This window comes from Streptomyces roseoviridis (genome assembly GCF_039535235.1).
Classification (GTDB): domain Bacteria; phylum Actinomycetota; class Actinomycetes; order Streptomycetales; family Streptomycetaceae; genus Streptomyces; species Streptomyces roseoviridis.
In genome coordinates this window covers 6,587,881-6,613,227 of the sequence record NZ_BAAAWU010000001.1, presented here as the reverse complement: position 1 = coordinate 6,613,227, position 25,347 = coordinate 6,587,881, and the positions used below count along the sequence as shown (strand labels likewise).

The following is a 25,347-nucleotide window of genomic DNA, read 5'->3' as shown; positions in this document are numbered from 1 at the left end:
TGGTCCGGGAGTCGGCCCACGTTGCAAAGGTTTTTGGGCTATGCGCATTGGTGTGCTCACCTCCGGCGGAGACTGCCCCGGTCTGAACGCCGTCATCCGTTCCGTCGTGCACCGCGCCGTCGTCGACCACGGTGACGAGGTCATCGGCTTCCACGACGGCTGGAAGGGCCTGCTGGAGGCGGACTACCGCAGGCTGGACCTCGACGCGGTGAACGGCATCCTCGCCCGCGGCGGCACCATCCTCGGCTCCTCCCGCGTGCAGCCCGCCCATCTGGTCGACGGCGTCGAGCGGGCCAAGGGCCACGTCGCCGACCTGGGCATCGACGCGATCATCCCGATCGGCGGCGAGGGCACCCTGAAGGCGGCGAACCTGCTCTCCGAGGCCGGTCTGCCGATCGTCGGAGTGCCGAAGACCATCGACAACGACATCGCCTCGACCGACGTCACCTTCGGCTTCGACACCGCCGTCACCGTGGCGACCGAGGCCCTGGACCGGCTGAAGACCACCGCCGAGTCCCACCAGCGCGTGCTGATCGTCGAGGTCATGGGCCGCCACACCGGCTGGATCGCGCTGCACTCCGGCATGGCCGCCGGCGCCCACGCCATCGTGGTGCCCGAGCGCCCCTTCGACATCGACGAGCTGACCGCCCGGGTCGGTGCCCGTTTCGAGGACGGCAAGCGCTTCGCGATCGTCGTGGTCGCCGAGGGCGCGAAGCCCCGCGAGGGCTCCTCCATGGACTTCAAGACCGCCGGCAAGGACATCTACGGCCACGAGCGCTTCACCGGGGTGGCCAACCAGCTCTCCGTCGAGCTGGAGCGGCGCCTCGGCAAGGAGGCCCGGCCGGTGATCCTCGGCCACGTGCAGCGCGGCGGCACCCCGACCGCGTACGACCGCGTCCTCGCGACCCGCTTCGGCTGGCACGCGGTGGAGGCGGCGCACCGCGGCGACTTCGGCATGCTGACGGCGCTGCGCGGCACCGACATCGAGCTGGTCCCGCTGGCGGCGGCCGTGGAGAGCCTGAAGACGGTCCCGGCCGAGCGCTACGACGAGGCCGAGACCGTGCTCTGAGCGGTCCTCCGACGCGTGTGAACCGCCCCCGGTCGCCGACGCGGCCGGGGGCGGTTCTAGTCTGGTGCGGACAACAAGCGCGAATCGGGCTCCAGGAGTAGACAGATGGATCACGGCGGACACGGCATGACCATGGATCTGCCGCCGTTCACGCTGGGGCGGGCCCTGGAGTTCTCCCCCGACCTGTTCTTCCTGGTCGGGTGCCTGGCCGCGCTCGGTCTGTACGGGTGGGGCGTGGCGCGGCTGCGGGGGCGCGGGGACGCCTGGCCGGTGAGCCGGACGGTGTTCTTCGCGGTGGGCGTGCTGTCGATCGCCCTGGTGATGTGCACGAAGCTCAACGACTACGGCATGGTCATGTTCAGCGTGCACATGGTGCAGCACATGGTGATCTCCATGCTGTCGCCGATCCTGCTGCTGCTCGGCGCGCCGGTGACGCTCGCGCTGCGGGCGCTGCCGGTGGCCGGCCGGGGCTCGACGGGGCCGCGCGAACTGCTGCTCAAGCTGCTGCACAGCCGGTACATGCGGATCATCACGCACCCGGCGTTCACGATCCCGATGTTCATCGCGAGCCTGTACGGGCTGTACTTCACGCCGCTGTTCGACTTCCTCATGGAGTCCAAGCCGGGCCACATCGGGATGATGGTCCACTTCCTCATGGTGGGCCTGGTCTTCTTCTGGCCGATCATGGGCGTCGACCCGGGCCCGCACCGGCCGGGCTATGTGATGCGGATGCTGGAACTGTTCGCGGGCATGCCCTTCCACGCCTTCTTCGGCATCGCGCTGATGATGGCCAGCGAGCCGATGGTGCGGGCCTACGAGAACCCGCCGGCCTCGCTCGGCATCGACGCCCTGGCCGACCAGCACGCGGCCGGCGGCATCGCGTGGGCGTTCAGCGAGATCCCGTCCGTGCTGGTGCTGATCGCGCTGGTCTACCAGTGGTACCACTCCGAGCAGCGGCAGGCGGTCCGCAAGGACCGGGCCGCGGACCGGGACGGCGACAAGGAGCTGGAGGCGTACAACGCGTATCTGGCCTCGCTGCGCACAGGCGGCGGCCGGTAGAGAGCGCCCCCGGGGGCACGGGCGCGCGGGCGCGCGGTCCCAGGGGTGGCGCACGCCCCCGTCCCGGGGTCACCATGGCTTCGAGGAGGGCGGAGCGATGATGTCCGGTCCCACGAAGACCATGACGGTGATCACGTTCGCCGCCCTGGTGCTGATCACCACGTACACGGTGGCGCTCGGCAGCAGCGGCTGGCTCTGGTTCGCCTGGATCGTGCTCGGCGTCGCCACGGTCGGCATGGCGGCGGCCGACAGCGGGGACTCCCCCACCCGCACGCCCCGCCCCGGCCGCCCGAAACCCCAGCCGTGAGGCCCCGGGCCCGGGAGGTCAGCGCCCGCCGGTGAGCACCACCCACACCTGGCCCGGTGCGAAGTTCAGCGGGGCGCCCGACGGGGTGGTGTAGGTGGTGCCCGACTGCGCGTCCGGCCTGTTCCAACGGGCCTCGTGGACCCGGCCGTCGCGCAGGATCCGGGCGGTGCCTGAGCCGGTGGTGACGGTGTACGGGGAGACGGCGCCCGTGAAGTCGTGGAAGCGCGAGGGGCGCACGGTGACGTGCTGGACGACGACGGTGGCCGCCTTCAGGGGCCCGTCGGACCGGCCGTCCATGGTCACGCGCCAGGCCCGGTCGGCGGGGGTCCAGGTGAAGGTGTAGCGGGTGGCCGGGAAGCGCACCGTGCGGCTGTTGACGGGAGTGCCGTCCGCCGGGGCGGGGCCGAAGCGGAAGCCGACGTCCTTGACGTGGCCGGCCTCGGGGGCGGCCGCGAGGGCCCGGGCGGGGCGCAGGTAGAGGTTGTGCGGGGCGGACCGGTCCGTGTCGCGGACGAAGGCGCCGGGGGTGTTCCCCTCCGTGACCAGGTGGAGCGGCGCGGCCCGCAGCAGCGGACCGAGGGCGCTCTGGGCGCCGGAGTAGGCGAGGACCGGCCGGTCGAACTGCCGCAGCAGCTCGATGTCCGACTCACGGGCGCTGCGGACGGGGCCGATCCGGTCGGGGAGCCGGGAGGAGTAGACCGCCATGAGCCGGGTCTGGCCGGATTCGACCTGCTCGACGTAGACGAGGTCGGCGTCGGCGAGACCGGTGTGGGGCCGGGCCGGCGGCACGTTGTCGATCTTGACGGCGAGGACGGGGCCCGCTCGCGCGGGCAGTCCGGTGAGCGGCGAGACGCCGGCGGACGTCGGGGTCGGCCGCGGCTGCGACGGCCCCGGCTCGGCGCAGCCGTACAGACCGGCGGCCGTCACCGCGCACAACAGTGCGGCGGTGGCGACTGCGCCGGGATTCCGGTGTCCGCGCGCGCCTGTCATCCGGTTCGCTCCTCCCCACCAGTGGACCACGGCGACGCCCGCGGTTACAAAGGGCCTGCACGGGCTAGAAAGGGCTTGCACGGGCCTTTTCGGGCGACGAACGGGGATTGCCGGTGTTCTACCAGGTCTTGAAGTACGTGCTCCTCGGGCCGCTGCTGAGGTTGTTGTTCCGGCCGCGGGTGGAGGGCCTGGAGCACGTGCCCGAGGAGGGCGCGGCCATCATCGCCGGGAACCACCTGTCCTTCTCGGACCACTTCCTGATGCCGGTGGTGCTGAGCCGGCGGATCACCTTCCTCGCCAAGCAGGAGTACTTCACCGGCCCCGGTCTCAAGGGCCGGCTGACGGCGGCCTTCTTCCGCAGCGCGGGCCAGATCCCGGTGGACCGATCCGGCAAGGAGGCGGGGCAGGCGGCGATCCGCGAGGGTCTCGGGGTGCTCGCGAAGGGCGAGCTGCTCGGCATCTACCCGGAGGGCACGCGCTCGCACGACGGGCGGCTGTACAAGGGCAAGGTGGGGGTCGCCGTGATGGCGCTGACGGCGGGGGTGCCGGTGATCCCGTGCGCGATGGTGGGGACCTTCGAGATCCAGCCGCCGGGCCGGGTCGTCCCGCGGATCCGGCGGGTCACCATCCGCTTCGGCGAGCCGCTGGACTTCTCCCGCTACGCCGGGATGCAGGGGCAGAAGGCGGCGGTGCGCGCGGTGACCGACGAGATCATGTACGAGATCCTGGCGCTGTCCGGTCAGGAGTACGTGGACGAGTACGCGGCGAAGGTGAAGGACGCGGGATCGGCCGCCCCGCGCCGAAAGTTCCCGCGGCGCTGACGCCGAGGGCGGATCCGCGCACGGCGAAAGGCCCTGGGCGGGGCGCCCCCCGGCCCGTAGCGTCACCGCCATGACCAAGGGAAGCGCGTTCGTGCTGGGAGCGACGGGACAAGTGGGACGGGCGGCCGTGCGGGCGCTCGTCGAGGACGGCTGGGAGGTGACCGCCGCCTCGCGCCGGGGCGGCCGGGACGAGCGGTGGCCGGCGGAGGTCCGGTCAGTGGCGGTGGACCGCGACGCGGACGGGGCGCTGTCGGCGGCGCTCGGCGGGGGCACGGACGTCCTGGTGGACATCGTGGCCTACGACGCCGGGCACGGGCGGCAGTTGACGGGGCTCGCGGACCGGATCGGTTCGGCCGTGGTGATCTCCAGCGGGGCGGTCTACGAGGACGACCGGGGGCGCAGCTTCGACACGCAGGGCGAGCCGGACGGCTTTCCCCGCTATCCGGTGCCGATCCCGGAGGACCTGGCGACGGTCGCGCCCGGGCAGCACAGTTACAGCAGCCGGAAGGTCGCCCTGGAGCGGGAGTTGATGGCGGCGGGCGACCGGCTGCCGACGACCCTGCTGCGGGCCGGCGCCATCCACGGCACGTACTGCCCCGGCCCCCGGGAGCTGTGGTTCGTCAAGCGGGCGCTGGACGGGCGGCCGGTGCGGATCCTCGCGGAGGGCGGCCGCTCCCGCTTCCACCCGGTGCACGTGGACAACCTCGCCGAACTGGTCCGTCTCGCGGCTGCCAGGCCGGGCAGCCGGGTGCTCAACGGCGGTGATCCGACGGCGCCGACGGTCGCGGAGATCGGCGCGGCGATCGACGCGGTGCTGGGGGCGCAGAGCGTGACGGTGCTCATGGAGGGCCCCGCGCAGGGCACGGTGGGGCTGACGCCGTGGACGGGGGCGCATCCGGTCGTCTACGACATGACGGCGGCGGAGCGGGAGCTGGGCTACCGGCCGGTGGTGGCGTACGAGGAGTCGCTGCCGGCGACGGTCGAGTGGCTGGCCGCGCAGGTGGCGGAGCGGGACTGGCGTGAGGTCTTCCCGGGACTGGTGAAGTACGGCGTGGACTTCTTCGACTACGCCGCCGAGGACGCCTGGCTGGCCTCGCGGTGACCCGAGCCGGGGGGCGGGCGCCGGCCGGCGCCCGCCCCCCGGCGTACCGGTGCGGTGTTACGGCTGGGGCGTGGCGTGCGGGGCGCAGGTGACGTCCCGGCTGTCGAGGCTGCCGTGGAGCAGGTAGGCCTCGACCTTGCCGTTGAGGCAGGGGTTGACGAGGTTGGTGACGCCGTGCGAGCCGGCGTCCTTCTCGGTGATCAGGCGCGAGCCCTTGAAGCGCTTGTGCAGTTCGACGGCGCCGGAGTACGGGGTCGCCGCGTCGCGTTCGGCCTGGGTGATGAGCACCGGCGGCAGTCCCTTGCCGGTCTTGACCCGCGTCGGCTGCTGACGCGGGGTGGACCAGGTGGCGCAGGGCAGGTTCATCCAGGCGTTGGCCCAGGTCATGAAGGGGTACTGGGCGTGGAGCCGGCTGTTGTCGCGGTCCCACTTCTTCCAGCTGGTGGGCCAGGGCGCGTCGGCGCACTCGACGGCCGTGTAGACCGCGTTGCCGTTCTCGGCCGCGATGTTGCCGGCGGTGTCGGTGGGGTCGGCGGCGGCCGCGTCGATCAGCGGCTGCGGGTCGCCCGCGGCGTAGGCGCTCCACGCCTCGGCGACCGGGACCCACATGGAGTCGTAGTAGGGGGCGTTCTGGAAGAAGCCGATGAGCTCGGCGGGGCCGACCTTGCCGCCGAGCGGGTCCTTCTTGGCGGCGGCGCGCAGCGTCTCCCACTGCTGCCGGACCTCGGCGTAGGTGTCGCCGAGGTGGAAGGCGGCGTCGTGCCGGGCGACCCAGGTCATCCAGTCCTTCAGGCGGCCCTCGAAGGCGATGTCCTGGTCGAGGTTGGCCTCGTACCAGATCTTGCGGGTGGAGGGGTTGACGACGCTGTCGAGGACCATGCGGCGGACGTGCGTCGGGAACAGGGTGCCGTAGACGGCGCCGAGGTAGGTGCCGTAGGAGACGCCGACGAAGTTGAGCTTCTTCTCGCCGAGGGCGGCCCGGACGACGTCGAGGTCGCGGGCGGTGTTCAGGGTGTTGATGTACGGCAGGACGTCGCCGCTCTTCTCGGCGCAGCCCCGGGCGTACTCGGCGGCGAGCTTGCGCTGGGCGAGCTTGTCCGCCTCGCTGTCGGGGACCGGGTCGGGCTTGGGACCCTTGGCGAACTCGGCCGGGTCGACGCAGGAGATGGGGGCCGAGTGGCCGACGCCGCGCGGGTCGAAGCCGACGAAGTCGTACGCCTTGGCGGTGTTCGCCCAGATCTTGTTGCCGGTGGTGACCCGGCGCGGGAAGCGCAGGCCGGATCCGCCGGGGCCGCCGGGGTTGTAGACGAGGGCGCCCTGGCGCTCGGCGGGGGTGCCGGTGGCGGCGACCCGGTCCACGGCGATCCTGATCTTCTTGCCGTGCGGCTCGGCGTAGTCGAGGGGGACGGTCACCCAGCCGCACTGGATGGGCTTCTCCAGGCCCCAGTCGGTCGGGCAGTCCTGCCAGTCGATGCCGGTGCGGGCCGCCTGGGCGGCGGCGACGGCGACACCGGCGGTCTCCGCGTCGCGTACGTGCCGGCCCGTGTCGGCGTGGGCCGTCGGCGCCGCGAGCGCGCCCACGACCAGCGCCCCGGCTATCAGAGTGCCGGCCGCGCCTCGTACTGCCGTGCTTCTCACACGTCCTCCCCCTGCAGGTGTCGTTCTGTCCGGTGGATCCTTTCGTCCAGGGGGCGCGGGGCGTAAGGGTGTTCGGTTGTTCTTTGCCGAACCCATAACCGGTGACGGTGTACCGCTGAGCGGTGCGACGGCGGCTTCCGCTCAGGCGGGGGCCAGCCTGCGCAGGGCCTCGTCGAGGAGGCGGCGCAGGGCGAGGGCGTCGGGGGCGACGGCGGTGACGAGGGCGGCGGGTCCGGCGAGCGGGACGAGGACGGCGTGCTCGCCGAGGAGCCGGGGTTCGACCGGCTCCTCGGCGAACCCGGGTTCGACGACGAGGAGTTGCCCGACGGCGCGGTGGCCGGCGAGGACCGCGGGGCCGTCCCAGCCGTCCGGGGCGGCGGGGCCGTGGGCGAGCTCCTGGTCGAGCAGGGGGCGTCCGGCGCGGCGCACGGTGAGCCGGCCGAGGAGGCTGCCGGGCTCCTCGCCGTGGCGGCCGAGGATCTGTTCCTCGCGGAGCACGAGTCGCGCGTCGGCGGCGAGGTCGACGGTGGTCCGCGTCCGCAGTCGCGAGCCGGCGGCCGAGACCAGTTGCTCGGGCAGCCAGCGCAGCACGGCGCCGGCGCCGACGGCGAGCGTGACGTCGTACGTGGCGGGGGCGCCGCCGCGGCCGGGCAGGGCGACGGTCGCGGCGGCGGAGTCGACCAGGAGCCGGGCCCCGTCCCGTACCTCGGCCGTGAGGGCGAGCCGGTCGCCGCCGAGGGGGGCGCTCATCGCCCCGACGACGGTGACGCGGGTGTACGGGCCGGGGCCGCGGGTGCGGCGCAGGGCGAGCGGTCCGTCGCTCTCCAGGACGGGGAGGGAACCGTCCGGTGCGGCGACGATCCGGGCGTGGGCGGTGAGCGAACCGGCGGCGGGGGCGAGGGCGGTGGCGCTCATGCGGTCCATTCCGCGAGGCGGGCCCGGACCCACGCGGCGACGGGTGCCACGCCCTCCGCGGAGCGCAGGGAGGTGAAGGCGACGGGCAGGTCGCCGCGCTGCTCCCCGGCGTCGCGGGCCATGCGCTCCAGGTCGGAGCCGACGTGGGGGGCGAGGTCGGTCTTGTTGACGACGAGGAGGTCGGCGGTGGTGACGCCGGGACCGCCCTTGCGGGGGATGTCGTCGCCGCCGGCGACGTCGATGACGAAGATCTGGTGGTCGACGAGGCCCTTGGAGAAGGTGGCGGTGAGGTTGTCGCCGCCGGACTCGACGAGGACGAGGTCGAGCGGGCCGGCCGACTCCTCCAGTTCCTCGACGGCTTCGAGGTTGGCGGAGATGTCGTCGCGGATCGCGGTGTGCGGGCAGGCGCCGGTCTCGACGGCCTGGATGCGCTCGGGCGGCAGGACCGCCTCGCGGAGCAGGAACTCGGCGTCCTCGCGGGTGTAGATGTCGTTGGTGACGACGGCGAGGGAGAGGGTGTCGCGCAGTTCGCGGCAGAGGGCGGCGACGGTGGCGGTCTTGCCGGAGCCGACGGGGCCGCCGAGTCCGATGCGCAGGGCGCGACGGCGGCCGTCGGGCCGGTGGGCGTCGGCGGAGACGGCGGAGGCGTGGCCGTGGTCGTGGTCGAGGTGCATGGAGGACTCCTGTGGGCTGGGCCGGGCTGGGGGCAGGGGGCGGGGCCGGGGCTGGGGCTGGGGCCGGGCTCGTGGCAGGCCCGGGGGCTGCGGGGGACGGCGGACGGGGACGGGAACGGGGCCGGGCTCATGGCGGGCCGGGGGCCGCGGGGGACGGCGGACGGGGACGGGGCCGGGGTCGGGCTCGTGGCAGGCCGGGGGCTGCGGGGGACGGCGGACGGGGACGGGGCCGGGGTCGGGCTCGTGGCAGGCCGGGGGCTGCGGAGGTCGGCGGACGGGGACGGGGCCGGGCTCGTGGGGGGGGCCTGGGGGCTGCGGGGGACAGCGGACGGGGACGGGGCCGAGGTCGGGCTCATGGCGGGCCCAGAGGCTGCGGAGGTCGGCGAACGGGGCCGGGCGGACTGGGCGGATGGAACGGCGTCACGAGGCGAAGAGGCGGACGGGCCAGGACGCGTGCTGTTCGGCGGTGAGGTCGAGCAGCGGGGCCGAGGCGGCGGGCAGGGCGTCGAGGCCCTCGCGGACCGCGACGGCGGCCCGTTCGGCGGCCCGCCCGGCCACCTCGTCCATGGCGGGGGCGAGCCGGGCGAGGACGGCGGTGGCCTGGAAGGGGTCGAGGCCGAGCAGGCGCACGGCGGCGGTCGCGGGGCCGCCGACCGTCTCGTACGCGACGCAGTGGGCGGCGTCCTCGGGGCCGAGCCCCGCGGCCCGGGCGGCGGCGCCGAGGACGACCGGCTGGTGGGCGCCGCGCGGGAACGCGGCGGCCAGCCGGTCGAGCCCGGGGCTCGGCCAGGCGGCGCGGGCGGCCCGCATCATCTGGCGGCCGAGCCTGCGGGCGGCGACGCGCAGGGCGGGTGAGGGGGTGCGGGCGTCGGCGGCCTCGTCGAGGGCGTACGGGTCCGCGCCGAGGGCCGCGGCGGCGGCGAGGCCGGCCGCGGTGAGGCCGGTGGTGTGCAGCCGGCCTCGGCAGAACGCCTCCAGGTCGGCGGCGTCCCTGAGGCGGCCCGCCTTGACGGCCGCCTCGGCACCGCCGGAGTGGGCGTGCCCGCCGGCGGGGAAGCGTCCGTCGGCGAGCACGAGCAGGGCTGAGCGTGTCATCGGTTCGGATCCGGCTTCCGGCTCAGAAGAGGAAGTAGCGCTGGGCCATGGGCAGTTCGGCGGCGGGTGCCGGTTCGACCGGTTCGCCGTCGATGGTCACCGAGAAGGTGTCGGCGTCGACCTCGACCCGGGGCAGGGCGTCGTTCTCGCGCATGTCGGCCTTGGTGACGCGCCGGGTGGAGCCGATGGCGGTGAACTCCTTGTGCAGGCCGAGCCGTTGCGGCAGGTCGTCCTCGATCGCCGCGCGGGCGACGAAGTTGACGGAGCCGGCCGCGGCGGCCCGGCCGAGGGCACCGAACATGGGCCGGGGCAGCACCGGTTGGGGTGTGGGGATGGAGGCGTTGGCGTCGCCCATCTGCGCGTACGCGATCTGGCCGCCCTTGAGGACGAGGAGCGGCTTGACGCCGAAGAAGGCGGGCTCCCACAGCACCAGGTCGGCGAGCTTGCCGGGTTCGACGGAGCCGACGAGGTGGTCCATGCCCTGCGCGACGGCCGGGTTGATCGTGTACTTGGCGACGTAGCGGCGGGCCCGGTGGTTGTCGGCGGTCCCGTCGCCGGGCAGGGCGCCGCGCCGCTTCTTCATGACGTGGGCGGTCTGCCAGGTCCGCATGATCACCTCGCCGACCCGCCCCATGGCCTGGGAGTCGGAGGAGATGATCGAGATGGCGCCGAGGTCGTGCAGGACGTCCTCGGCGGCGATCGTGGAGGGCCGGATGCGGGACTCGGCGAAGGCGAGGTCCTCGGGGACGGCCGGGTTGAGGTGGTGGCAGACCATCAGCATGTCGAGGTGTTCCTCGATGGTGTTGACGGTGTGCGGCCGGGTGGGGTTGGTCGAGCTGGGCAGGACGTGCGGCTCGGAGACGACGGTGATGATGTCCGGCGCGTGCCCGCCGCCCGCGCCTTCGGTGTGGTAGGCGTGGATGGTGCGGCCCGCGATGGCGGCGAGGGTGTCCCCGACGAATCCGGCCTCGTTCAGCGTGTCGGTGTGGATGGCGAGCTGGGCGCCGGTCTCCTCGCAGACGTCCAGGCAGGCGTCGATGACGGCGGGGGTGGCGCCCCAGTCCTCGTGGATCTTGAATCCGAGGGCGCCGCCGCGGAGTTGGGAGTGCATGGCCTGCCGGGACATGGTGTTGCCCTTGCCGAGCAGGCCGATGTTGACGGGGAAGGTGTCCAGGGCCTCGAACATCCGGGCCATGTGCCAGGGGCCGGGGGTGACGGTGGTGGCCTTGGTGCCCTCCGCCGGGCCGGTGCCGCCGCCGACCAGGGTGGTGACGCCGGTGGCGAGGGCCTGTTCGACGACGGTCGGGGAGATGAAGTGGATGTGGGTGTCGACAGCGCCCGCGGTGAGGATGCGGCCGTTGCCGACGATGACCTCGGTCTCGGGGCCGATGACGAGGTCGGGGTGGACGCCGTCCATGGTGTCGGGGTTGCCGGCCTTGCCGAGGGCGGTGATGCGGCCGTCGCGGATGCCGATGTCGGCCTTGACGATCCCCCAGTGGTCGATGACCACCGCTCCGGTGACGACGGTGTCGGGGGCGCCTTCGGCGCGGGTGGTGCCGGACTGGCCCATGGACTCGCGGATGACCTTGCCGCCGCCGAAGACGGCCTCCTCGCCCGCGCGGCCGGGGCCTCCGGAGCGGTCCTCCTCGATCTCGACCAGCAGATCGGTGTCGGCGAGCCGGACGCGGTCGCCGGTGGTGGGGCCGAACAGGTCGGCGTAGACGGAGCGGTGCAGCTCAGGCACGGTCGCCTCCGTCCGGGGCCGTGGCGGCGCGGTCGAGCGGGCCCGCGGTCTCACCGCGCAGGCCGGGCACGATCCGGCGGCCGGCGATCGGCACGAGCTCGACCTCGACGGGAATGCCGGGTTCGAAGCGGACGGCGGTGCCGGCGGCGATGTTCAGGCGCAGGCCGCGCGCGGCGGAGCGGTCGAAGTCGAGACCCGGGTTGGCCTCGGCGAAGTGGTAGTGCGAGCCGACCTGGACGGGCCGGTCGGCGGCGTTGAGGACGGTGAGGCGGGAGACGGGACGGCCCTCGTTGAGGACGACCGGACCGTCACCGTAGAGGATCTCTCCGGGGATCACGGTTGCCGGCCCGCCTTCACACGATCGGATCATGGACGGTGACGAGCTTGGTGCCGTCGGGGAAGGTCGCCTCGACCTGGACGTCGTGGATCATCTCCGCGATGCCGTCCATGACCTCGTCGCGGCTGAGCACCTTGCGGCCGGAGGCCATGAGTTCGGCGACGGTGCGGCCGTCCCGGGCGCCCTCCAGGACGTGGGAGGTGATGAGGGCGACGGCCTCGGGGTGGTTGAGCCGCACTCCGCGCGCCCGGCGCTTCTCGGCCACGTCCGCCGCGACATGGACGAGCAGGCGTTCCTGCTCGTGGGGGCTGAGTTGCACGCTTCCACCTCACTGTCGTCCACCGGGAATCCGTCCCGACAGCAGCGGACCTTAGCGATCTTCGATGCTCCGTCGAGTCGCGCGGAGGGGCCGCCGAGCCAGACATTGCACGTTAGGGCGGAAGTTTTTCCGGCTCGTTAACTGGGGCTTTGCGTCCGCATGGACATGAGCCCGCGGACGCCGTCCTCCAGGAGCTCGACGGTCATGTCGCCGAAGAGCGCCTGCTGTGCGATGCAGCCCTGGGCGACGGCCATGAGGACCCTGGCCATGTGGTCGGCGGAGACATCGGCGCCGACCAGGCCGGCCTCCCGGTAGGCCTCGACGAGACGGGTCCAGACCTCGTGCATGGCGGTGAACCCGCGCTCCAGGGTCGCCGCGAGCCGCTCGTCGCGCAGGGTCTCGCTCCACACCTGGAGGATCAGCCGGGGGAAGGCCACCCGTCCGGCGCCCGGGATCCGCTCGTCCAGGAAGAGGCGCAGGACCGTGCCGAGCAGCACGTCCGGGGTGGGCGGCGGGGTGCTCCGCGACGCCTCCTCGAAGGCGCCGCGGATGCCGGCGAACGCCTCGTCGGCGATGGCGGCGATCAGCTCGTCCTTGCCGCGGAAGTAGCGGTAGACGGCACCGGCGGAGAGGCCCGCCTCGGTGAGGACGTCCTGCATGGAGGTGGCGTGGAAGCCGTTGCGGGCGAAGCAGCGCGCGGCGCCGTCGAGGATCTGGCGGCGGCGGGCGTCGAGGTGTTCCTGCGAGACACGGGCCATGCCGCCAACGTAAAACGAATATTCATTCTTGACAAGCGAGACCCTCGGCAGGACAGTGGCCCCAAGACGTAAAACGAACGATCCTTCTCTTTGACGGCCACCTCCTGAATCGAGCTGGAGCCATGTCTGCCACAGCCACCCGCAAGACCGTCGCGGTGATGCTGCTCATCCCCGCCGTCGTCGCCTTCGCCCTCTGGGCCTTCGCCTGGCCGGCCGCCCGGATCGCCCCCCGCGAGCTGCCGATCGCGATCGCCGGGCCCCCCGCCGCCACCGCGCCCCTGGAGCAGCGGCTCGCCGCACACCCGGACGCCTTCGACGTCCACCGCTACGAGGACGTCGCGGCCGCCCGGGCCGCGATCGAGGACCGGACCGTGTACGGCGCGATCGTCGCCACGCCCACGGGGCCCGAACTGCTGACCGCCACCGCGGCGAGCCCGGTCGTCGCCGGACTGCTTCGCGAGGCCGTCGCCACACAGCTGCCGGCGGGCACCGCGCCCCGGGTCACCGATGTCGTGGCCGCTCCCGCCGCCGACCCGCGCGGTGCCGTCCTCGCCGCGGGCCTGCTGCCCCTGGCCCTGGCCGGAGCCGCCTCCGGCATCGCGGTCACCGTGCTCGGCCTGCGCGGCGCCCGGGCGGCCGCAGCCCTGACCGGCGCCGCCGTCCTCGCCGGCCTGGTGGGCGCCGCCCTCGCGGACAGCTGGCTGGGCGCCTTCGCCGGCTCCTGGTGGGCCGAGGCCGGAGTGCTCGCCCTGACCGTGCTGGCCGTCGGCTCGACGCTCGCGGGACTCGCCGCGCTGCTGGGCAGGCCGGGGCTCGGCCTCGGGGCCGTCCTCATGATCCTGCTCGGGAACCCGTTCTCCGGGATCTCCAGCGCACCCGAGCTGCTGCCGGCCCCTGTCGGCGTGCTCGGCCAGTGGCTCCCGCCGGGCGCGGCCGGCACGGCCCTGCGCTCGGTCGCGTACTTCGACGGCGCGGGCGCGGGGTCCGCGGTGCTCGTCCTCGCGGTGTGGGCGGTGGCGGGCCTGGCCGCCGTCCTGGCCGGGGCGCGGCGGGCGGCGGCCCTGAACGGGGAGGCGGCGGCACGGTCCGCGCTCGCGCCGGCCGTCTGAGCGCGACCGTACGGCAGCGCGGCCCGAAGCCGCGCCGGCCGTGCGCGCCGCGCCGCGGACGTGCCCACCACCGGTGCCTCCGTCCCCGGACGGAGGCATCCGGCTTTCCGGAGGGCGCGGGCTCGCTACGCGCCGGGGGTGCCGGGGTCGCGGTGGTGCGCCGCGATGCCGAAGCGGCTCTGTTCACCCGGAGCGGACGCGATGCCGCGGACGACGGAGACCGAGCTGATCACCTGCTCCTCGACCTCCTCCTGCTCCGCCTCGAGTCGTTCCAGGTCAGCGGCCGACACCAGGGCGACCAGTGGCTTTCCGTGCCGGGTGACGACGACACGCTCATTGCCGTAGACCACGCGGTTGATCAGATCCGCGAGCTCTGCGCGCGCTTGCGTCACCGGAATCTCATAGGCCATGCTCCTCATCTTACGGGCTGTACGTCCTGTACATTTTTTACAGAAGGAGGAGCGTCATGCGGAGCACCATGCGACATGTCCTTCCGGAGTTCACCGAGCGCACCGCCCTCGGCACCCGCACCCTCGACCCGTACTCGAAGCTGCTCTCCGAGCGGATCGTCTTCCTGGGCACGGCGATCGACGAGACCTCCGCCAACGACGTGATCGCGCAGTTCCTGTACCTCGACCACGCCGCCCCGGAGAGCGTCATCAGCCTCTACGTCAACTCCCCCGGCGGCTCGATCAGCGCGATGACCTCGGTGTACGACACGATCCGCACCGTCTCCTGCGAGGTGGAGACCATCTGCCTCGGCCAGGCGGTCGGCCCCGCCGCGGTGCTGCTCGCTGCGGGCACCACCGGGCGGCGGCTCACGCTGCCGGGCGCCCGGATCGTCCTCCAGCAGCCCACGCTGGACGAGCCGTTGCGCGGACAGCCGAGCGATCTCGACATCCACGCACGGGAGTTGCTGCGACAGCGCGCCCTGGTCGCCGGACTGCTCGCCGAGCGCACCGGAAGGGACCGCGAGCGCGTCGACGCCGACATCGACCGGACCACCGTCCTCGACGCGGCGGAAGCGGTGGCGTACGGCCTGGTGGACCACGTCGTCGAGAGCCGCCGCGGGCTCGCGGACGCCGGGAACGAGTGAGGCCGACGTGCTCCCGGAGCTGCCGCCGCTGCCCGCACTGACCCGCGCCGAGGGCGAGTTCGTCGACGCGTACCTCGAAGTAGTCGATCTGCTGGGCCGGATCAATCCATCCAGGACCTCGCATACCTATGGGGCGCTGCGTGCGGCGCAGGCGCTGGTGAGCCGCGCGGCGGCGCTGCGGGACGCGCTGACGCTCATGCACATGCGGGGCGAGAGCGAGGTGCACGCCGACACGCTGGCGCGTGCGCTCAGGACCCTGGACGGAGAGCGGCGCACGGGGCGCGTCACCGTCCCCGGGGACCAGGTGAGTTGACAGGGGGGCGTGTCGTGTCGAGGTCCACTCGGGGCACGGGGACCACGGAATCTCTCCCTCGTTCGGCGTAGTCGACGTATCGACATGTAACTCAGGTGAGTTGCGCAGCGGGTGTACGCATCTGGCGGAATCGGGCGTTCCAGCCCTGGTGAACGGCTCGTCCGGCAAACATCGCTGACCCCGAAACCCGACTGTCCACCCGTATGGATCAGTCGTGAGGAGCCTCACATATCGCCGTTTCAGCTCGGATTTGGGCCAGTGTGTGAGTCAAGATCCCTGTCGACGACAAGCCCCCGCCACCCGAGGCGGGGCGGTCCGGGCGGACGCCGAGTCCTGCCGCCGTCCCGGACGTCTGGTCGACAGGAGTGGATCGGCAGGAGTGGAGGACCCGAGCAATACGGGACGTCTCGCGCAGTGGGGGACGTTCCTCGGGGTGAAGCCGCAGCCGCGGCCGGGCATCTTCGCCTGCCCGAACCCGACAGGTCATCCTTCACAGGCGGCTGACGAAGGGTTGCGCATGACTGCGCAGATTCATGTCCCGTCCCTGCTGTCCCGGGCCGGAGCCGTCTCGGCTCTCACCCTCGCCGCCGTCGGCGGCACGCTGCTCGCCCCAGGAGCCGCGCCGGAGGCCCAGGCCGCGACCTCGTACGCCGGCAAGGCGTTGAACGTCGCGGCCTCGAAGAAGGGATCCCCCTACAAGTACGGCGCCGCGGGCCCCACCCGTTTCGACTGCTCGGGCCTCACGCTCTACTCGTTCAAGAAGGCGGGCAAGACGCTGCCCCGCACCGCGCAGCAGCAGTACAACAAGACCCGGCACATCTCCGCGTCCAGCCGGCAGAAGGGGGACCTCGTCTTCTTCCACTCGGGTGGAAGGGTGTACCACGTCGGTATCTACGCGGGTAACAACAAGATCTGGCACTCGCCCAAGCAGGGCTCCTGGGTGAAGCTCGACCGGATCTGGACGTCGAAGGTCCTCTACGGCCGGGTCCGCTGACGTCAGCCGGGAACCGCCGCCGGCCAGGGCAGGTCGATCCAGACGGTCTTCCCGCCCTCGGCCGTCGGCGTCACCGACAGCCGGCCGCCCGCCTCGGCGGCCAGCCAGCGGATGATGACCATCCCACGGCCGTTGTCCTGCTGGACCGCCGCCGGGAGGCGCTGGGGCCAGCGCGGATGGCTGTCCGTGACCCCGATGCGCAGCAGCTCGTCCCGCTCCAGGCTGACGTCCACCGTGAAGGTGGGCGACTGTCCGAAGGTGTGCTGCACGGCGTTGGTCGCCAGCTCCGAGACGATCAGCCGGACCGAGTCCGCGATGTCGGTGCCGTCGCCGAGGCCCCAGGAGGAGAGGACCTCGGCGACGTACCGCCGGGCGGTCGCGACCGAGGCGGGATCGCTCGGCAGCGTGAGGGTTGCTTCCTGGTGGTCTGCCATGGCGACGCTGTCCCTTTCCCACCGGGCCCCGCCCGGATTGCGCTTCGCGTCAGAGTGCCACCGATCGTGCCGTCCCGAGGGGCGATCCACCGCGATATACGGATGACTGTCGCTCGAAGCAGTGAACCGTCCGACGGGCGAGCGGATCGGCGCCGGGCCCCAGGGGCGACCGGGGCGCGCGAACCGAGCGGACCGGGTGCACGCGAGCCCAGCGGACCGGGTGCACGCCCGACTCGCCATGCCTGCACGGCCGTTGAGCGGGCAGACGGACCGTATGACCGTTTCCAAGACGACCCTCCTCGTCCTCGACAGCAGCGATCCCGAACCCCTCGCCCGCTTCTACGCCGCCCTGCTCGGCGCCACCGTCGAACCGGCCGACGGCGACCCCGACCTGCTCCTGCTCCACTCCTCCGCCGGCCCCGCCCTCGGCATCCGCCGCGACCCCGGCCAGGCGCCGCCGAGCTGGCCGCGCCCGGAGGACTCCCAGCAGGCCCATCTGCACATCCTGGTCGCCGCCGACGCGCTCGACGAGGCCGAGCGGGAGGCGATCTCCCTGGGCGCCCGCCCGGTCGCCGCCGAACGCAACGGCACCCGGCTCGACCGGCGCACCGACGTGCGCCGCTACACGGACCCGGCCGGCCACGCCTTCGTGCTGGCTCCGTCACGGGACGCCGAACGGAGCGTTTCACCCTGATCCGGCGGGGCAGCCGCGTACACACCCGTCCCCCGCATCCAGAGCCCAGGAGGGTGATCATGAGCCACCACGAGCGCCGACGTACGCTGCCCGCCGACCGGCCGCCCCGCACCACCCCGTCCCAGGCCGTCGGGGAGAGCGGCGACGCCGAGGCCCGCAGGGAGGCCGAGGAGGCCGCACGGGGCCGTCTCGGCGACGCCGCGCCCGACGACCACGGCATGGACGCCAAGCGGCAGTCCCCGGGCCTCGGCCGCGAGGAACAGCGCCGCCCGCACGGACGCAGGGGTGAGGCCGGAGAGGGACCCGACGGCTCCGACGAAGGACGCGGTCCCGCCGACACGGGCCACGACCACTGACGGCCGGGCCCCGACCGGGTGGTCCCGCCCACTGACGGCCGGGCCCCGACCGGGTGCCGCTCCCCCCCCTCGCGTTCGGGACCGTCACAGCAGCACCGGTGCCACTGCTGTCACCGGTGTCACTGCTGTCACCGGGTCATTGCTGTCGCCGGTGTCACCGGCGCGCGGGGCCCGTCTCAGGCCGAGACGGGCGTACGGGTCAGGGCCGTGCGCAGCGCGAAGACACCGAGCAGGCCGCCCGCCGCGAAGCGCTGAGCGGTCATCACACGGGGCCGCGCTGCCAGGTAGCCCGACACCCGTGCGGCACCCAGCATGATCAGACCGTTCACCGTGACCCCCACGACGATCTGCACCGCGCCGAGCTGGAGGAGCTGTGCCCAGGCCGGACCCGCCTGCGGGTCCATGAACTGGGGCAGCAGAGCGGCGTACATGAGGGCGATCTTGGGGTTGAGCAGATTGGTCAGGAGCCCCGTCGAGAAGAGGCGGGCGTCGGAGACGGGCGGCAGGTCCCCGGCCGGGGCGAAGGGCGAACGACCACCCGGCCTGAGCATGTCCCAGGCCAGGTAGGCCAGGTAGGCGGCCCCGGCGAGCTTGACCACCGTGAAGGCGAGCGGCACGGCGGCGAACAGCGCGGACAGGCCCGCGGCCGCGGCCAGCAGATAGCAGACGAAGCCCACCGCGGTCCCGCTCAGGCCGACCAGGCCGGCCCTGCGCCCCTGGGTGATGGCGCGGGAGGCGAGGTGGATCATGTTCGGTCCCGGAGTCAGGGCCATGCCCAGCTCGACCAGGGCCACTCCTCCCATCGCGGCCGGGCTGATCACGTGACGGCTCCGATCGTCGGCCGGGTGTTCGGACCCCGGCGTGGACGGCGCCCGGCGGCGTCGGGCGCCGGGCGCGACTCGGCGGTGCCGGCGTCGCCCGCCTCAGAATACGGCGCCGTACGCCGGACCCGGCGGGCGCCTGGCCCCCGTCCGGCCGACGCCCCGACGCCCGGCCCGCGCCCGCGCCGCCGTCCGCGGAACCGGCCCGACGCGCCCTAGGAGACGAAGCCGATGACCCCGAAGCCGGGGCGGGCCGCGGCGTGGCGGAGCCAGCCGATGACGTCCATGACCGCGTCGACCACTTCGGGGTCGAGCGGCGGGGCGTGGCCGTCCCGCTTGGTCTGCTCGAACTGCTCGACGGCGGCCAGGCACTGCTCGTGCGTCCACTCGCCGCAGTTCGGCAGGTCGTAGGTGGGTATCGGGTCCGGCATGGCGTCCCCGTAGCCGAAGTCCGTCAGCGACACCGCGGTGATGCGCAGGGCCTTCAGGCCCTCGTCGACCGTCTCCAGCCAGGCGCCGCGGAACGGGGAGAAGCAGGAGTTGTCGAGGAAGGACCCGGTCAGGGAGCACAGCCGCTTGTAGGCGTAGCCGTACGGGAAGGAGTGCTCCTTCCTTCCCTCGAAGGGGCCGCCGGCGATCACGGCGCGCAGCGCCTCGGAGGCGGTCGGCGCGCCGTCGGCGATCGAGGACGAGAACCAGTCGTCGTCGCGCGCCAGGTCGTCGGCGAACCGTTCGTGGATGATCTGGAGCAACTGCTCGTCGCCCGAACCGACGAGGGCGTGCGTGGCCTTGATGTCGAGCAGGAACGGGCTCAGGGAAAGACTCATGTGATCACCGTAGCCACCGGCACTGACAGCGGGTCAGGCTCCCTCGGGCGCGGTCCTCAGGATGGTGTCGACGGCCCGTTCGATCTGCGCGTCGTCGAGGTCCGCGCGGGCGGTCAGACGCAGCCGGGAGATGCCGTCGGGCACCGACGGCGGGCGGAAACAGCCGACGGCGAGGCCGAGTTCGCGGCAGTCGGCCGCCCACCGCAGCGCCTCGTCGGGGCCCGGGGCACGCACCGAGACCACGGCCGCGTCGGGCCGGGCGGCGGTGAGCCCGGCCTCGGTGAGCAGCCGGTGGAGGGTGGTGGCGACCGTACGGGCCCGGGCGGCGAGGCCCGGTTCGGCCTCGATCAGGCGCAGGCTCGCGAGCGCGCCGGCCGTGGCGGCGGGGGCGAGACCGGTGTCGAAGATGAAGGTGCGGGCCGCGTTGACCAGGTGCTCGATCACCCGGGCCGGTCCGAGCACCGCACCGCCCTGGCTGCCCAGCGACTTGGAGAGGGTGAGGGTCACGACGACGTCCGGGTCGCCCGCGAGGCCCGCCTCGTGCAGGGCGCCGCGCCCGCCGTCACCGAGGACGCCGAAGCCGTGGGCGTCGTCGACGACCAGGCCCGCGCCGTGCTCCCGGCACGCCCGCGCCAGGGCGGGGAGCGGGGCCTTGTCGCCGTCCACGGAGAAGACGGAGTCGCTGACCACCAGCGCGCGGCGGTCCGGATGCGCGCCGAGGGTCTTCGCCACGGCCTCCGGGTCGGTGTGCGCGACCACGGCCGTCTCGGCCCGCGCGAGCCGGCAGCCGTCGACGATCGAGGCGTGGTTGCCCGCGTCGGAGACGATCAGGCCGTCCCGGGCGGACAGGGCGGTGAGCGCGGCCAGGTTCGCGGTGTAGCCGGAGGAGAAGACGAGGGCCGCCTCGAAACCGCAGAAGTCGGCCAGTTCGCGTTCGAGGAGGGCGTGCAGTCGGGTCGATCCGGTGACGAGCCGCGAACCGGTGGAGCCCGCGCCCCAGCGGCGGGCCGCCTCGGCCGCCGCCTCGGTGGTCTCGGGGCGCCGGGTGAGGCCGAGGTAGTCGTTGCTCGCCAGGTCCAGGAGGCCGGACTCGGCCGCCCGGGGGCGCAGGGTCCGCACCAGGCCCGCCGCCGCGCGCTGCCGTGCGGCGGCCTCGGTCCAGTCGAACGCGGCCCGGCGGGGGTCCGTGCGGTCCTCGGCGTACGGCGGCATGGCGATCCTTCGGTAGGCGGCGCACAGACCCTAACGGTCCGGGGCCGGCGACAGGGTGTGGCCATACACACACTTCAAACCGCTCTGTTTGTTCTTCTCTTCCTTGGCCCGGGGGTCTGCCGTAGGTAAGGATCAGCCCTTATGGACCTGCTGAACACGCTGGTGGAGAAGGGGCTGCGGCGCGAGCTGCCGACCCGTGAAGAAGCGCTCGCCGTGCTGGCGACATCCGACGACGACCTGCTCGATGTGGTGGCCGCGGCCGGCAAGGTGCGGCGCCAGTGGTTCGGGCGCCGGGTGAAGCTCAACTATCTCGTCAACCTGAAGTCGGGCCTCTGCCCCGAGGACTGCTCGTACTGCTCCCAGCGGCTCGGCTCGACCGCCGGGATCCTGAAGTACACGTGGCTGAAGCCCGACGAGGCGTCGGCCGCGGCGGCGGCCGGTGTCGCGGGTGGCGCGAAGCGCGTGTGCCTGGTGGCGAGCGGCCGTGGTCCGACGGACCGCGACGTGGAGCGGGTCGGCAGGACCATCGAGGCCATCAAGGAGCAGAACGAGGACGTGGAGGTCTGCGCCTGCCTCGGTCTGCTGTCCGACGGGCAGGCGGAGCGGCTCAAGGAGGCCGGGGCCGACGCGTACAACCACAACCTCAACACGTCCGAGGGGACGTACGGGGAGATCACCACCACCCACACCTACGCGGACCGGGTGGACACCGTGCAGAAGGCCCACGCGGCCGGGCTCTCGGCCTGCTCGGGGCTCATCGCGGGCATGGGCGAGCGCGACGAGGACCTCGTCGACGTGGTGTTCGCGCTGCGGGAGCTGGACTCGGACTCGGTGCCGGTCAACTTCCTCATCCCCTTCGAGGGCACCCCGCTCGCCAAGGAGTGGAACCTCACCCCGCAGCGCTGTCTGCGGATCCTGGCGATGGTGCGGTTCGTCTGCCCCGACGTCGAGGTGCGGATCGCCGGCGGGCGCGAGGTGCACCTGCGCACGATGCAGCCGCTGGCGCTGCACATCGCGAACTCGATCTTCCTCGGCGACTACCTCACCAGCGAGGGCCAGGCCGGCAAGGCCGACCTGGAGATGATCGCCGACGCCGGCTTCGAGGTGGAGGGCGCGGGCACGACCACGCTGCCCCGGCACCGGGTGGACGCCCTCGCGGCGGCCGGTGCCACGGCCGGCGGATGCGGCTCGCAGGCGTCGGCGGGCGGCGGCTGCGGATCGCACGCGGAGACCGGCGGTGGCTGCGGATCGCACGCGGAGACCGGCGGTGGCTGCGGACCGTGCGGAGGTCACGCCGAGGTGCCGGCGGCCGCTGCCGCGGCCAGCCCCTCGGAGGCCAGGACCGATCTGGTGGCCGTGCGCCGTCGCGGTGCCGGTACGGACCTCGCCCCGAACGCGTGACGGTGGCCGTGCGCAACGACGAACTGCTGGCCCTGGACCGGGCGCACGTCTGGCACCCGTACGGCCCCATGCCGGGGCGCACGGATCCGCTGGTCGTCGCGTCCGCGTCCGGGGTGCGGCTCCGGCTGGCCGAACCGGCCGAGGGCCAGGACGAGTTGGTCGACGGCATGTCCTCGTGGTGGTCGGCGATCCACGGCTACAACCACCCGGTGCTGAACGAGGCCGCGCGCGGCCAGCTCGACCGGATGAGTCACGTCATGTTCGGCGGGCTCACCCACGAGCCGGCCGTCCGGCTGGCGGCGCGGCTCGTGGAGATCACGCCCGAGCCGCTGCGGCACGTGTTCCTCAGCGACTCCGGGTCGGTCGCGGTCGAGGTCGCCGCGAAGATGTGCCTGCAGTACTGGCGCTCGGTCGGCCGCCCCGGCAAGCGGCGGCTGCTGACCTGGCGCGGCGGCTACCACGGCGACACCTGGCAGCCGATGTCCGTGTGCGATCCCGACGGGGGCATGCACGAGCTGTGGTCGGGCGTCCTCCAGCGGCAGGTCTTCGTGCCGCCGCCGCCCGTCGCGTACGAGGAGTCGTACGCGGAGCTGCTGCGCGAGGAGATCGGGCGGCACGCGGACGAGCTGGCCGCGGTCATCGTGGAGCCGGTCGTGCAGGGCGCGGGCGGGATGCGCTTCCACGACCCCGCGTATCTGCGGGTCCTGCGGGAGGCGTGCGACGCGCACGACGTGCTGCTGGTCTTCGACGAGATCGCGACCGGGTTCGGACGCACGGGCGCGCTCTTCGCCGCTGACCACGCGGGCGTATCGCCCGATGTGATGTGCGTGGGCAAGGCGCTGACCGGCGGTTATCTGTCCATGGCCGCGACCCTGTGCGCCTCCCGGGTGGCGGACGGCATCTCGCGCGGCGAGGTGCCCGTCCTCGCCCACGGGCCGACCTTCATGGGCAACCCGCTCGCCTCGGCGGTCGCGCTCGCCTCGATCGACCTGCTGCTGTCCCAGGACTGGCAGGTCGAGGTGAAGCGCATCGAGGCGGGACTCCGGGAGGGACTGGCGCCCGTCGCCGGCGTCCCGGGCGTCCGGGACGTCCGCGTCCTCGGTGCGATCGGCGTCGTCCAGCTCGACCACGACGTCGACATGGCGTCGGCGACGCGGGCGGCGGTGGGGGCGGGAGTCTGGCTGCGGCCGTTCCGGGACCTCATCTACACGATGCCGCCGTTCGTGACGCGCGACGAGGACGTGGCCCGCATCTGCCGGGCGGTCCACGCGGCGGCGACCGCGGGCTGAGCCGCCCGGTGCGCGGCCGGGGCGGTCGCGTCCCCGGGCCGGCACGCCGCGCCCGGGGCCTCGCCCCGGAGGAGGGCCTTCGCACGGCGGCTCGCGCCGCGCGGGCGCGGGGTCACGGGCGCGGGCGCGGGGTCGCGGCCCGGGCGGCGCCCCCGTCACCGGGCATCCGGCCCGGACCTATCCACAGAGAGGGACACCAGCATGACCACCATCGTCGTCAGCGGCACCGGGACCGAGATCGGCAAGACCGTCGTCACCGCCGCCCTCGCCGCCGTCGCCACCGCCGCCGGGCGTTCCGTCGCCGTGCTGAAGCCGGCGCAGACCGGGGTCGGGCCCGGGGAGGCGGGGGACGCGGACGAGGTGGTGCGGCTGTCGGGCGCGGCGACCGGGGCGGAGCTGGCCCGGTTCCCGGAGCCGTTGGCGCCGGGAACCGCGGCACGGCGGGCGGGGCTCGCGCCGGTGAGGCCCGCGGAGGTCGCGGAGGCGGCGCGGAAGCTGGCGGCCGAGCACGACCTGGTGCTCGTGGAGGGGGCCGGAGGGCTGCTCGTGCGCTTCGACGAGGAGGGCGGGACGCTCGCGGACGCGGCCCGGCTGCTCGGCGCGCCGGTGCTCGTGGTGGTGCCGGCCGGTCTCGGCACGCTGAACACGACCGCGCTGACCGCGGAGGCCCTGCGGGCGCGCGGCATCGAGCAGCTGGGCGTGGTGGTCGGCAGTTGGCCGGCCGCCCCCGACCTGGCGATGCGCTGCAATCTGACGGACCTGCCGGAGGTGGCCGGGGCGCCGCTGCTCGGCGCGGTGCCGGAGGGCGCGGGCGGTCTCGACGCCGAGGCGTTCCGGGCGGCGGCGGCGAGCTGGCTGGCGCCCGCGCTCGGCGGCGACTGGGACGCGGCGGCGTTCGCCGCGACGGCGGGGGCCTGAACTCCGTACGCTCACCGTATGCGTACCCGAGTGCAGGAGATCGTTTTCGACTGCGCCGATCCGGCCGCGCTCGCGCGGTTCTGGGCGGCGCTCCTCGGCGGGGCTCCGGTCGACCGGAGCCCCGACTGGTCCTATGTGGACCCGCCGGAGTTCGTGCGGGTGGCGTTCCAGAAGGTGCCGGAGGGCAAGGCGGTGAAGAACCGGGTCCATCTGGACCTGGAGGTCGCCGATCCGGCCGCGGCCGCCGAGGAGGCGCTGCCGCTGGGGGCGCGCCGGTCGGGCGGGATCGTGACGGACGAGCAGGGGTCGTTCCAGGTGATGTGCGATCCGGAGGGCAACGAGTTCTGTTTCGTGACGGGCTAGGCAGGCCCGTGGGGACGCCGCCCCGCGCCCCGCCGTCCCGCCCCCGACGCACCCGTCCCGCGTGGTGGAACGCGGTCGACGGGCCGGGGCCGCCGATGGTGGGATGACGGCCATGGACGATCTTCGGATACGGGCCGCGGTGGCGGCCGACATCGACGCCGTGCTCGCCTTCTGGAAGGCGGCGGCCGAGGGCGCCAGCATCAGCGACGACCACGCCGGAGTGGCGACGCTCGTCGAGCGCGACCCGGAGGCCCTGCTGCTCGCGGAGCGGGCGGGCGAGCTGGTCGGGACGGTGATCGCCGGGTTCGACGGGTGGCGCTGTCATCTGTACCGGCTCGCCGTCCACCCGGGGCAGCGGCGGCGCGGCATCGGTGGCGCGTTGCTCGCCGCGGCGGAGGAACGTTTCGTACGGCTCGGGGGCCGGCGCGCGGACGCGATGGTGCTCGACCGCAACGAGCTGGGCCGGACCGCGTGGCGGGCTGCGGCGTACGTGCCCGAGGAGGCGTGGACGCGCTGGGTGAAGCCGCTCGGGGCCCCTGCCGGCTCCTGACCGCCTCTCCACTTTGCCGGTCCTTTACGATGGACGGGCAAGCGATCAGGGTAAGTGATCACCCGGTCGCATTCCGGAACTCCCGAAAGGTGTGAGCGTCCGCCCATGGGCGAGCCTCCCAGTAGCCCCTCCCGCAGCCGAC

Annotated in this window: 30 protein-coding genes and 1 riboswitch; of the genes, 16 read left to right on the top strand and 14 right to left on the bottom strand. The window is 73.6% G+C overall.

What is annotated here, in order from left to right; translation table 11 throughout:
• The first annotated feature begins 40 nt into the window (after positions 1-40).
• The 3 genes from ABD954_RS29935 to ABD954_RS29925 all read left to right on the top strand — a co-directional run bounded on the left by ABD954_RS29935 (position 41) and on the right by ABD954_RS29925 (position 2,435).
• On the top strand, positions 41-1,069 hold the full coding sequence (locus ABD954_RS29935) for a 6-phosphofructokinase (RefSeq protein ID WP_345490733.1): 1,029 nt from the start codon (positions 41-43) through the stop codon (positions 1,067-1,069).
• Between the two features lie 105 nt (positions 1,070-1,174).
• Complete coding sequence (locus ABD954_RS29930) at positions 1,175-2,128, top strand: cytochrome c oxidase assembly protein (RefSeq protein WP_345490731.1); 954 nt, start codon at positions 1,175-1,177, stop codon at positions 2,126-2,128.
• Positions 2,129-2,225: 97 nt separating this feature from the next.
• Positions 2,226-2,435, top strand: a complete 210-nt coding sequence (locus tag ABD954_RS29925; protein WP_345492656.1) for a hypothetical protein — start codon at positions 2,226-2,228, stop codon at positions 2,433-2,435.
• Positions 2,436-2,453: 18 nt separating this feature from the next.
• Here ABD954_RS29925 and ABD954_RS29920 read toward each other — a convergent pair whose 3' ends face one another.
• The gene (locus tag ABD954_RS29920; protein WP_345490729.1) at positions 2,454-3,425 is read right to left on the bottom strand and encodes a DUF3048 domain-containing protein; all 972 of its coding nucleotides are present in this window, start codon (positions 3,423-3,425) and stop codon (positions 2,454-2,456) included.
• A gap of 113 nt (positions 3,426-3,538) precedes the next feature.
• Here ABD954_RS29920 and ABD954_RS29915 point away from each other — a divergent pair, with 113 nt between their 5' ends.
• Both ABD954_RS29915 and ABD954_RS29910 read left to right on the top strand, forming a co-directional pair.
• A complete protein-coding gene (locus ABD954_RS29915) occupies positions 3,539-4,246 on the top strand; it encodes a lysophospholipid acyltransferase family protein (RefSeq protein WP_345490727.1) in 708 nt (235 codons plus the stop codon).
• Positions 4,247-4,316: 70 nt separating this feature from the next.
• The gene (locus ABD954_RS29910; RefSeq protein WP_345490725.1) at positions 4,317-5,348 is read left to right on the top strand and encodes an NAD-dependent epimerase/dehydratase family protein; all 1,032 of its coding nucleotides are present in this window, start codon (positions 4,317-4,319) and stop codon (positions 5,346-5,348) included.
• Positions 5,349-5,405: 57 nt separating this feature from the next.
• Here ABD954_RS29910 and ABD954_RS29905 read toward each other — a convergent pair whose 3' ends face one another.
• From ABD954_RS29905 to ABD954_RS29870, 8 genes are all read right to left on the bottom strand, one after another.
• Entirely contained in the window at positions 5,406-6,986 is a 1,581-nt protein-coding gene (locus ABD954_RS29905) for an alpha/beta hydrolase (protein WP_345490723.1), read from the bottom strand.
• A 141-nt stretch (positions 6,987-7,127) separates the two neighbouring features.
• Positions 7,128-7,901 carry an urease accessory protein UreD gene (locus ABD954_RS29900; protein WP_382745928.1) on the bottom strand — a complete coding sequence of 258 codons (774 nt, stop codon included), beginning with the start codon at positions 7,899-7,901 and terminating at the stop codon, positions 7,128-7,130.
• Positions 7,898-8,575: an urease accessory protein UreG gene (gene ureG / locus ABD954_RS29895; RefSeq protein WP_345490719.1), complete on the bottom strand. Its 678-nt coding sequence runs from the start codon at positions 8,573-8,575 to the stop codon at positions 7,898-7,900. Before ureG ends, ABD954_RS29900 begins: the two co-directional genes overlap by 4 nt.
• 420 nt (positions 8,576-8,995) lie before the next feature.
• Entirely contained in the window at positions 8,996-9,670 is a 675-nt protein-coding gene (locus ABD954_RS29890) for an urease accessory protein UreF (protein WP_345490717.1), read from the bottom strand.
• A gap of 22 nt (positions 9,671-9,692) precedes the next feature.
• The gene (locus ABD954_RS29885) at positions 9,693-11,414 is read right to left on the bottom strand and encodes an urease subunit alpha (protein ID WP_345490715.1); all 1,722 of its coding nucleotides are present in this window, start codon (positions 11,412-11,414) and stop codon (positions 9,693-9,695) included.
• Positions 11,407-11,751, bottom strand: a complete 345-nt coding sequence (locus ABD954_RS29880) for an urease subunit beta (protein WP_345490713.1) — start codon at positions 11,749-11,751, stop codon at positions 11,407-11,409. The genes ABD954_RS29885 and ABD954_RS29880 overlap by 8 nt, the downstream gene beginning before the upstream one ends.
• A 16-nt stretch (positions 11,752-11,767) precedes the next feature.
• Entirely contained in the window at positions 11,768-12,070 is a 303-nt protein-coding gene (locus ABD954_RS29875) for an urease subunit gamma (RefSeq protein ID WP_345490711.1), read from the bottom strand.
• A gap of 137 nt (positions 12,071-12,207) precedes the next feature.
• The gene (locus ABD954_RS29870) at positions 12,208-12,828 is read right to left on the bottom strand and encodes a TetR/AcrR family transcriptional regulator (protein ID WP_345490709.1); all 621 of its coding nucleotides are present in this window, start codon (positions 12,826-12,828) and stop codon (positions 12,208-12,210) included.
• Positions 12,829-12,950: 122 nt separating this feature from the next.
• On the opposite strand from ABD954_RS29870, the gene ABD954_RS29865 reads away from it, so the two are divergent.
• The gene (locus tag ABD954_RS29865) at positions 12,951-13,937 is read left to right on the top strand and encodes an ABC transporter permease (protein WP_345490707.1); all 987 of its coding nucleotides are present in this window, start codon (positions 12,951-12,953) and stop codon (positions 13,935-13,937) included.
• A 125-nt stretch (positions 13,938-14,062) separates the two neighbouring features.
• Here the strand turns inward: ABD954_RS29865 and ABD954_RS29860 are convergent, their stop codons facing one another.
• A complete protein-coding gene (locus ABD954_RS29860; protein WP_345490705.1) occupies positions 14,063-14,347 on the bottom strand; it encodes a type II toxin-antitoxin system Phd/YefM family antitoxin in 285 nt (94 codons plus the stop codon).
• A gap of 56 nt (positions 14,348-14,403) precedes the next feature.
• Here ABD954_RS29860 and ABD954_RS29855 point away from each other — a divergent pair, with 56 nt between their 5' ends.
• From ABD954_RS29855 to ABD954_RS29845, 3 genes are all read left to right on the top strand, one after another.
• Complete coding sequence (locus ABD954_RS29855; RefSeq protein WP_345490703.1) at positions 14,404-15,033, top strand: ATP-dependent Clp protease proteolytic subunit; 630 nt, start codon at positions 14,404-14,406, stop codon at positions 15,031-15,033.
• A 7-nt stretch (positions 15,034-15,040) separates the two neighbouring features.
• Positions 15,041-15,346 carry a hypothetical protein gene (locus ABD954_RS29850; RefSeq protein WP_345490702.1) on the top strand — a complete coding sequence of 102 codons (306 nt, stop codon included), beginning with the start codon at positions 15,041-15,043 and terminating at the stop codon, positions 15,344-15,346.
• 393 nt (positions 15,347-15,739) lie between these two features.
• A riboswitch (cyclic di-AMP (ydaO/yuaA leader) is annotated at positions 15,740-15,860 on the top strand.
• A gap of 3 nt (positions 15,861-15,863) precedes the next feature.
• The gene (locus ABD954_RS29845) at positions 15,864-16,340 is read left to right on the top strand and encodes a C40 family peptidase (protein WP_345490700.1); all 477 of its coding nucleotides are present in this window, start codon (positions 15,864-15,866) and stop codon (positions 16,338-16,340) included.
• Positions 16,341-16,342: 2 nt separating this feature from the next.
• Here ABD954_RS29845 and ABD954_RS29840 read toward each other — a convergent pair whose 3' ends face one another.
• Positions 16,343-16,774, bottom strand: coding sequence for an ATP-binding protein (locus tag ABD954_RS29840; RefSeq protein WP_345490698.1), 432 nt, complete (start codon positions 16,772-16,774; stop codon positions 16,343-16,345).
• 274 nt (positions 16,775-17,048) lie between these two features.
• Here ABD954_RS29840 and ABD954_RS29835 point away from each other — a divergent pair, with 274 nt between their 5' ends.
• Entirely contained in the window at positions 17,049-17,468 is a 420-nt protein-coding gene (locus ABD954_RS29835; protein ID WP_345490696.1) for a VOC family protein, read from the top strand.
• A 59-nt stretch (positions 17,469-17,527) separates the two neighbouring features.
• Positions 17,528-17,824: a hypothetical protein gene (locus ABD954_RS29830; RefSeq protein WP_345490694.1), complete on the top strand. Its 297-nt coding sequence runs from the start codon at positions 17,528-17,530 to the stop codon at positions 17,822-17,824.
• A gap of 176 nt (positions 17,825-18,000) precedes the next feature.
• On the opposite strand, the gene ABD954_RS29825 is transcribed toward ABD954_RS29830, so the two are convergent.
• The 3 genes from ABD954_RS29825 to ABD954_RS29815 form a co-directional block, all read right to left on the bottom strand.
• Positions 18,001-18,645, bottom strand: coding sequence for a LysE family translocator (locus tag ABD954_RS29825; RefSeq protein WP_345490692.1), 645 nt, complete (start codon positions 18,643-18,645; stop codon positions 18,001-18,003).
• 215 nt (positions 18,646-18,860) lie between these two features.
• Positions 18,861-19,472 carry a DUF7691 family protein gene (locus ABD954_RS29820; protein WP_345490691.1) on the bottom strand — a complete coding sequence of 204 codons (612 nt, stop codon included), beginning with the start codon at positions 19,470-19,472 and terminating at the stop codon, positions 18,861-18,863.
• A 33-nt stretch (positions 19,473-19,505) separates the two neighbouring features.
• Positions 19,506-20,684, bottom strand: coding sequence for an 8-amino-7-oxononanoate synthase (locus ABD954_RS29815; protein ID WP_345490689.1), 1,179 nt, complete (start codon positions 20,682-20,684; stop codon positions 19,506-19,508).
• Positions 20,685-20,825: 141 nt separating this feature from the next.
• Between ABD954_RS29815 and bioB the strand changes: the two genes are divergently transcribed.
• The 5 genes from bioB (at position 20,826) to ABD954_RS29790 (ending at position 25,205) form a co-directional block, all read left to right on the top strand.
• Positions 20,826-22,085: a biotin synthase BioB gene (bioB, locus tag ABD954_RS29810; protein ID WP_345490687.1), complete on the top strand. Its 1,260-nt coding sequence runs from the start codon at positions 20,826-20,828 to the stop codon at positions 22,083-22,085.
• Positions 22,086-22,153: 68 nt separating this feature from the next.
• Positions 22,154-23,374 (top strand): adenosylmethionine--8-amino-7-oxononanoate transaminase, encoded by a 1,221-nt coding sequence (locus tag ABD954_RS29805; protein WP_345492556.1) that lies wholly within the window; start codon positions 22,154-22,156, stop codon positions 23,372-23,374.
• Between the two features lie 201 nt (positions 23,375-23,575).
• On the top strand, positions 23,576-24,292 hold the full coding sequence (gene bioD, locus ABD954_RS29800) for a dethiobiotin synthase (protein ID WP_345490685.1): 717 nt from the start codon (positions 23,576-23,578) through the stop codon (positions 24,290-24,292).
• An 18-nt stretch (positions 24,293-24,310) separates the two neighbouring features.
• Complete coding sequence (locus tag ABD954_RS29795) at positions 24,311-24,655, top strand: VOC family protein (RefSeq protein ID WP_345490683.1); 345 nt, start codon at positions 24,311-24,313, stop codon at positions 24,653-24,655.
• Between the two features lie 103 nt (positions 24,656-24,758).
• Positions 24,759-25,205 carry a GNAT family N-acetyltransferase gene (locus tag ABD954_RS29790; protein WP_345490681.1) on the top strand — a complete coding sequence of 149 codons (447 nt, stop codon included), beginning with the start codon at positions 24,759-24,761 and terminating at the stop codon, positions 25,203-25,205.
• Positions 25,206-25,347 lie beyond the last annotated feature (142 nt).

Coding starts and splice junctions, on each gene's coding strand:
- ABD954_RS29930 (WP_345490731.1), top strand. CDS start 1,175: ATGGATCACGGCGGACACGGCATGACCATGGATCTGCCGCCGTTCACG.
- ABD954_RS29845 (WP_345490700.1), top strand. CDS start 15,864: ATGACTGCGCAGATTCATGTCCCGTCCCTGCTGTCCCGGGCCGGAGCC.
- ABD954_RS29815 (WP_345490689.1), bottom strand. CDS start 20,684: ATGCCGCCGTACGCCGAGGACCGCACGGACCCCCGCCGGGCCGCGTTC.
- ABD954_RS29840 (WP_345490698.1), bottom strand. CDS start 16,774: ATGGCAGACCACCAGGAAGCAACCCTCACGCTGCCGAGCGATCCCGCC.
- ABD954_RS29925 (WP_345492656.1), top strand. CDS start 2,226: ATGATGTCCGGTCCCACGAAGACCATGACGGTGATCACGTTCGCCGCC.
- ABD954_RS29805 (WP_345492556.1), top strand. CDS start 22,154: ATGCCGGGGCGCACGGATCCGCTGGTCGTCGCGTCCGCGTCCGGGGTG.
- bioB (WP_345490687.1), top strand. CDS start 20,826: ATGGACCTGCTGAACACGCTGGTGGAGAAGGGGCTGCGGCGCGAGCTG.
- ABD954_RS29790 (WP_345490681.1), top strand. CDS start 24,759: ATGACGGCCATGGACGATCTTCGGATACGGGCCGCGGTGGCGGCCGAC.
- bioD (WP_345490685.1), top strand. CDS start 23,576: ATGACCACCATCGTCGTCAGCGGCACCGGGACCGAGATCGGCAAGACC.
- ABD954_RS29910 (WP_345490725.1), top strand. CDS start 4,317: ATGACCAAGGGAAGCGCGTTCGTGCTGGGAGCGACGGGACAAGTGGGA.
- ABD954_RS29855 (WP_345490703.1), top strand. CDS start 14,404: ATGCGGAGCACCATGCGACATGTCCTTCCGGAGTTCACCGAGCGCACC.
- ABD954_RS29820 (WP_345490691.1), bottom strand. CDS start 19,472: ATGAGTCTTTCCCTGAGCCCGTTCCTGCTCGACATCAAGGCCACGCAC.
- ABD954_RS29835 (WP_345490696.1), top strand. CDS start 17,049: ATGACCGTTTCCAAGACGACCCTCCTCGTCCTCGACAGCAGCGATCCC.
- ABD954_RS29865 (WP_345490707.1), top strand. CDS start 12,951: ATGTCTGCCACAGCCACCCGCAAGACCGTCGCGGTGATGCTGCTCATC.
- ureG (WP_345490719.1), bottom strand. CDS start 8,575: ATGCACCTCGACCACGACCACGGCCACGCCTCCGCCGTCTCCGCCGAC.
- ABD954_RS29935 (WP_345490733.1), top strand. CDS start 41: ATGCGCATTGGTGTGCTCACCTCCGGCGGAGACTGCCCCGGTCTGAAC.
- ABD954_RS29860 (WP_345490705.1), bottom strand. CDS start 14,347: ATGGCCTATGAGATTCCGGTGACGCAAGCGCGCGCAGAGCTCGCGGAT.
- ABD954_RS29890 (WP_345490717.1), bottom strand. CDS start 9,670: ATGACACGCTCAGCCCTGCTCGTGCTCGCCGACGGACGCTTCCCCGCC.
- ABD954_RS29870 (WP_345490709.1), bottom strand. CDS start 12,828: ATGGCCCGTGTCTCGCAGGAACACCTCGACGCCCGCCGCCGCCAGATC.
- ABD954_RS29830 (WP_345490694.1), top strand. CDS start 17,528: ATGAGCCACCACGAGCGCCGACGTACGCTGCCCGCCGACCGGCCGCCC.
- ABD954_RS29920 (WP_345490729.1), bottom strand. CDS start 3,425: ATGACAGGCGCGCGCGGACACCGGAATCCCGGCGCAGTCGCCACCGCC.
- ABD954_RS29900 (WP_382745928.1), bottom strand. CDS start 7,901: ATGAGCGCCACCGCCCTCGCCCCCGCCGCCGGTTCGCTCACCGCCCAC.
- ABD954_RS29795 (WP_345490683.1), top strand. CDS start 24,311: ATGCGTACCCGAGTGCAGGAGATCGTTTTCGACTGCGCCGATCCGGCC.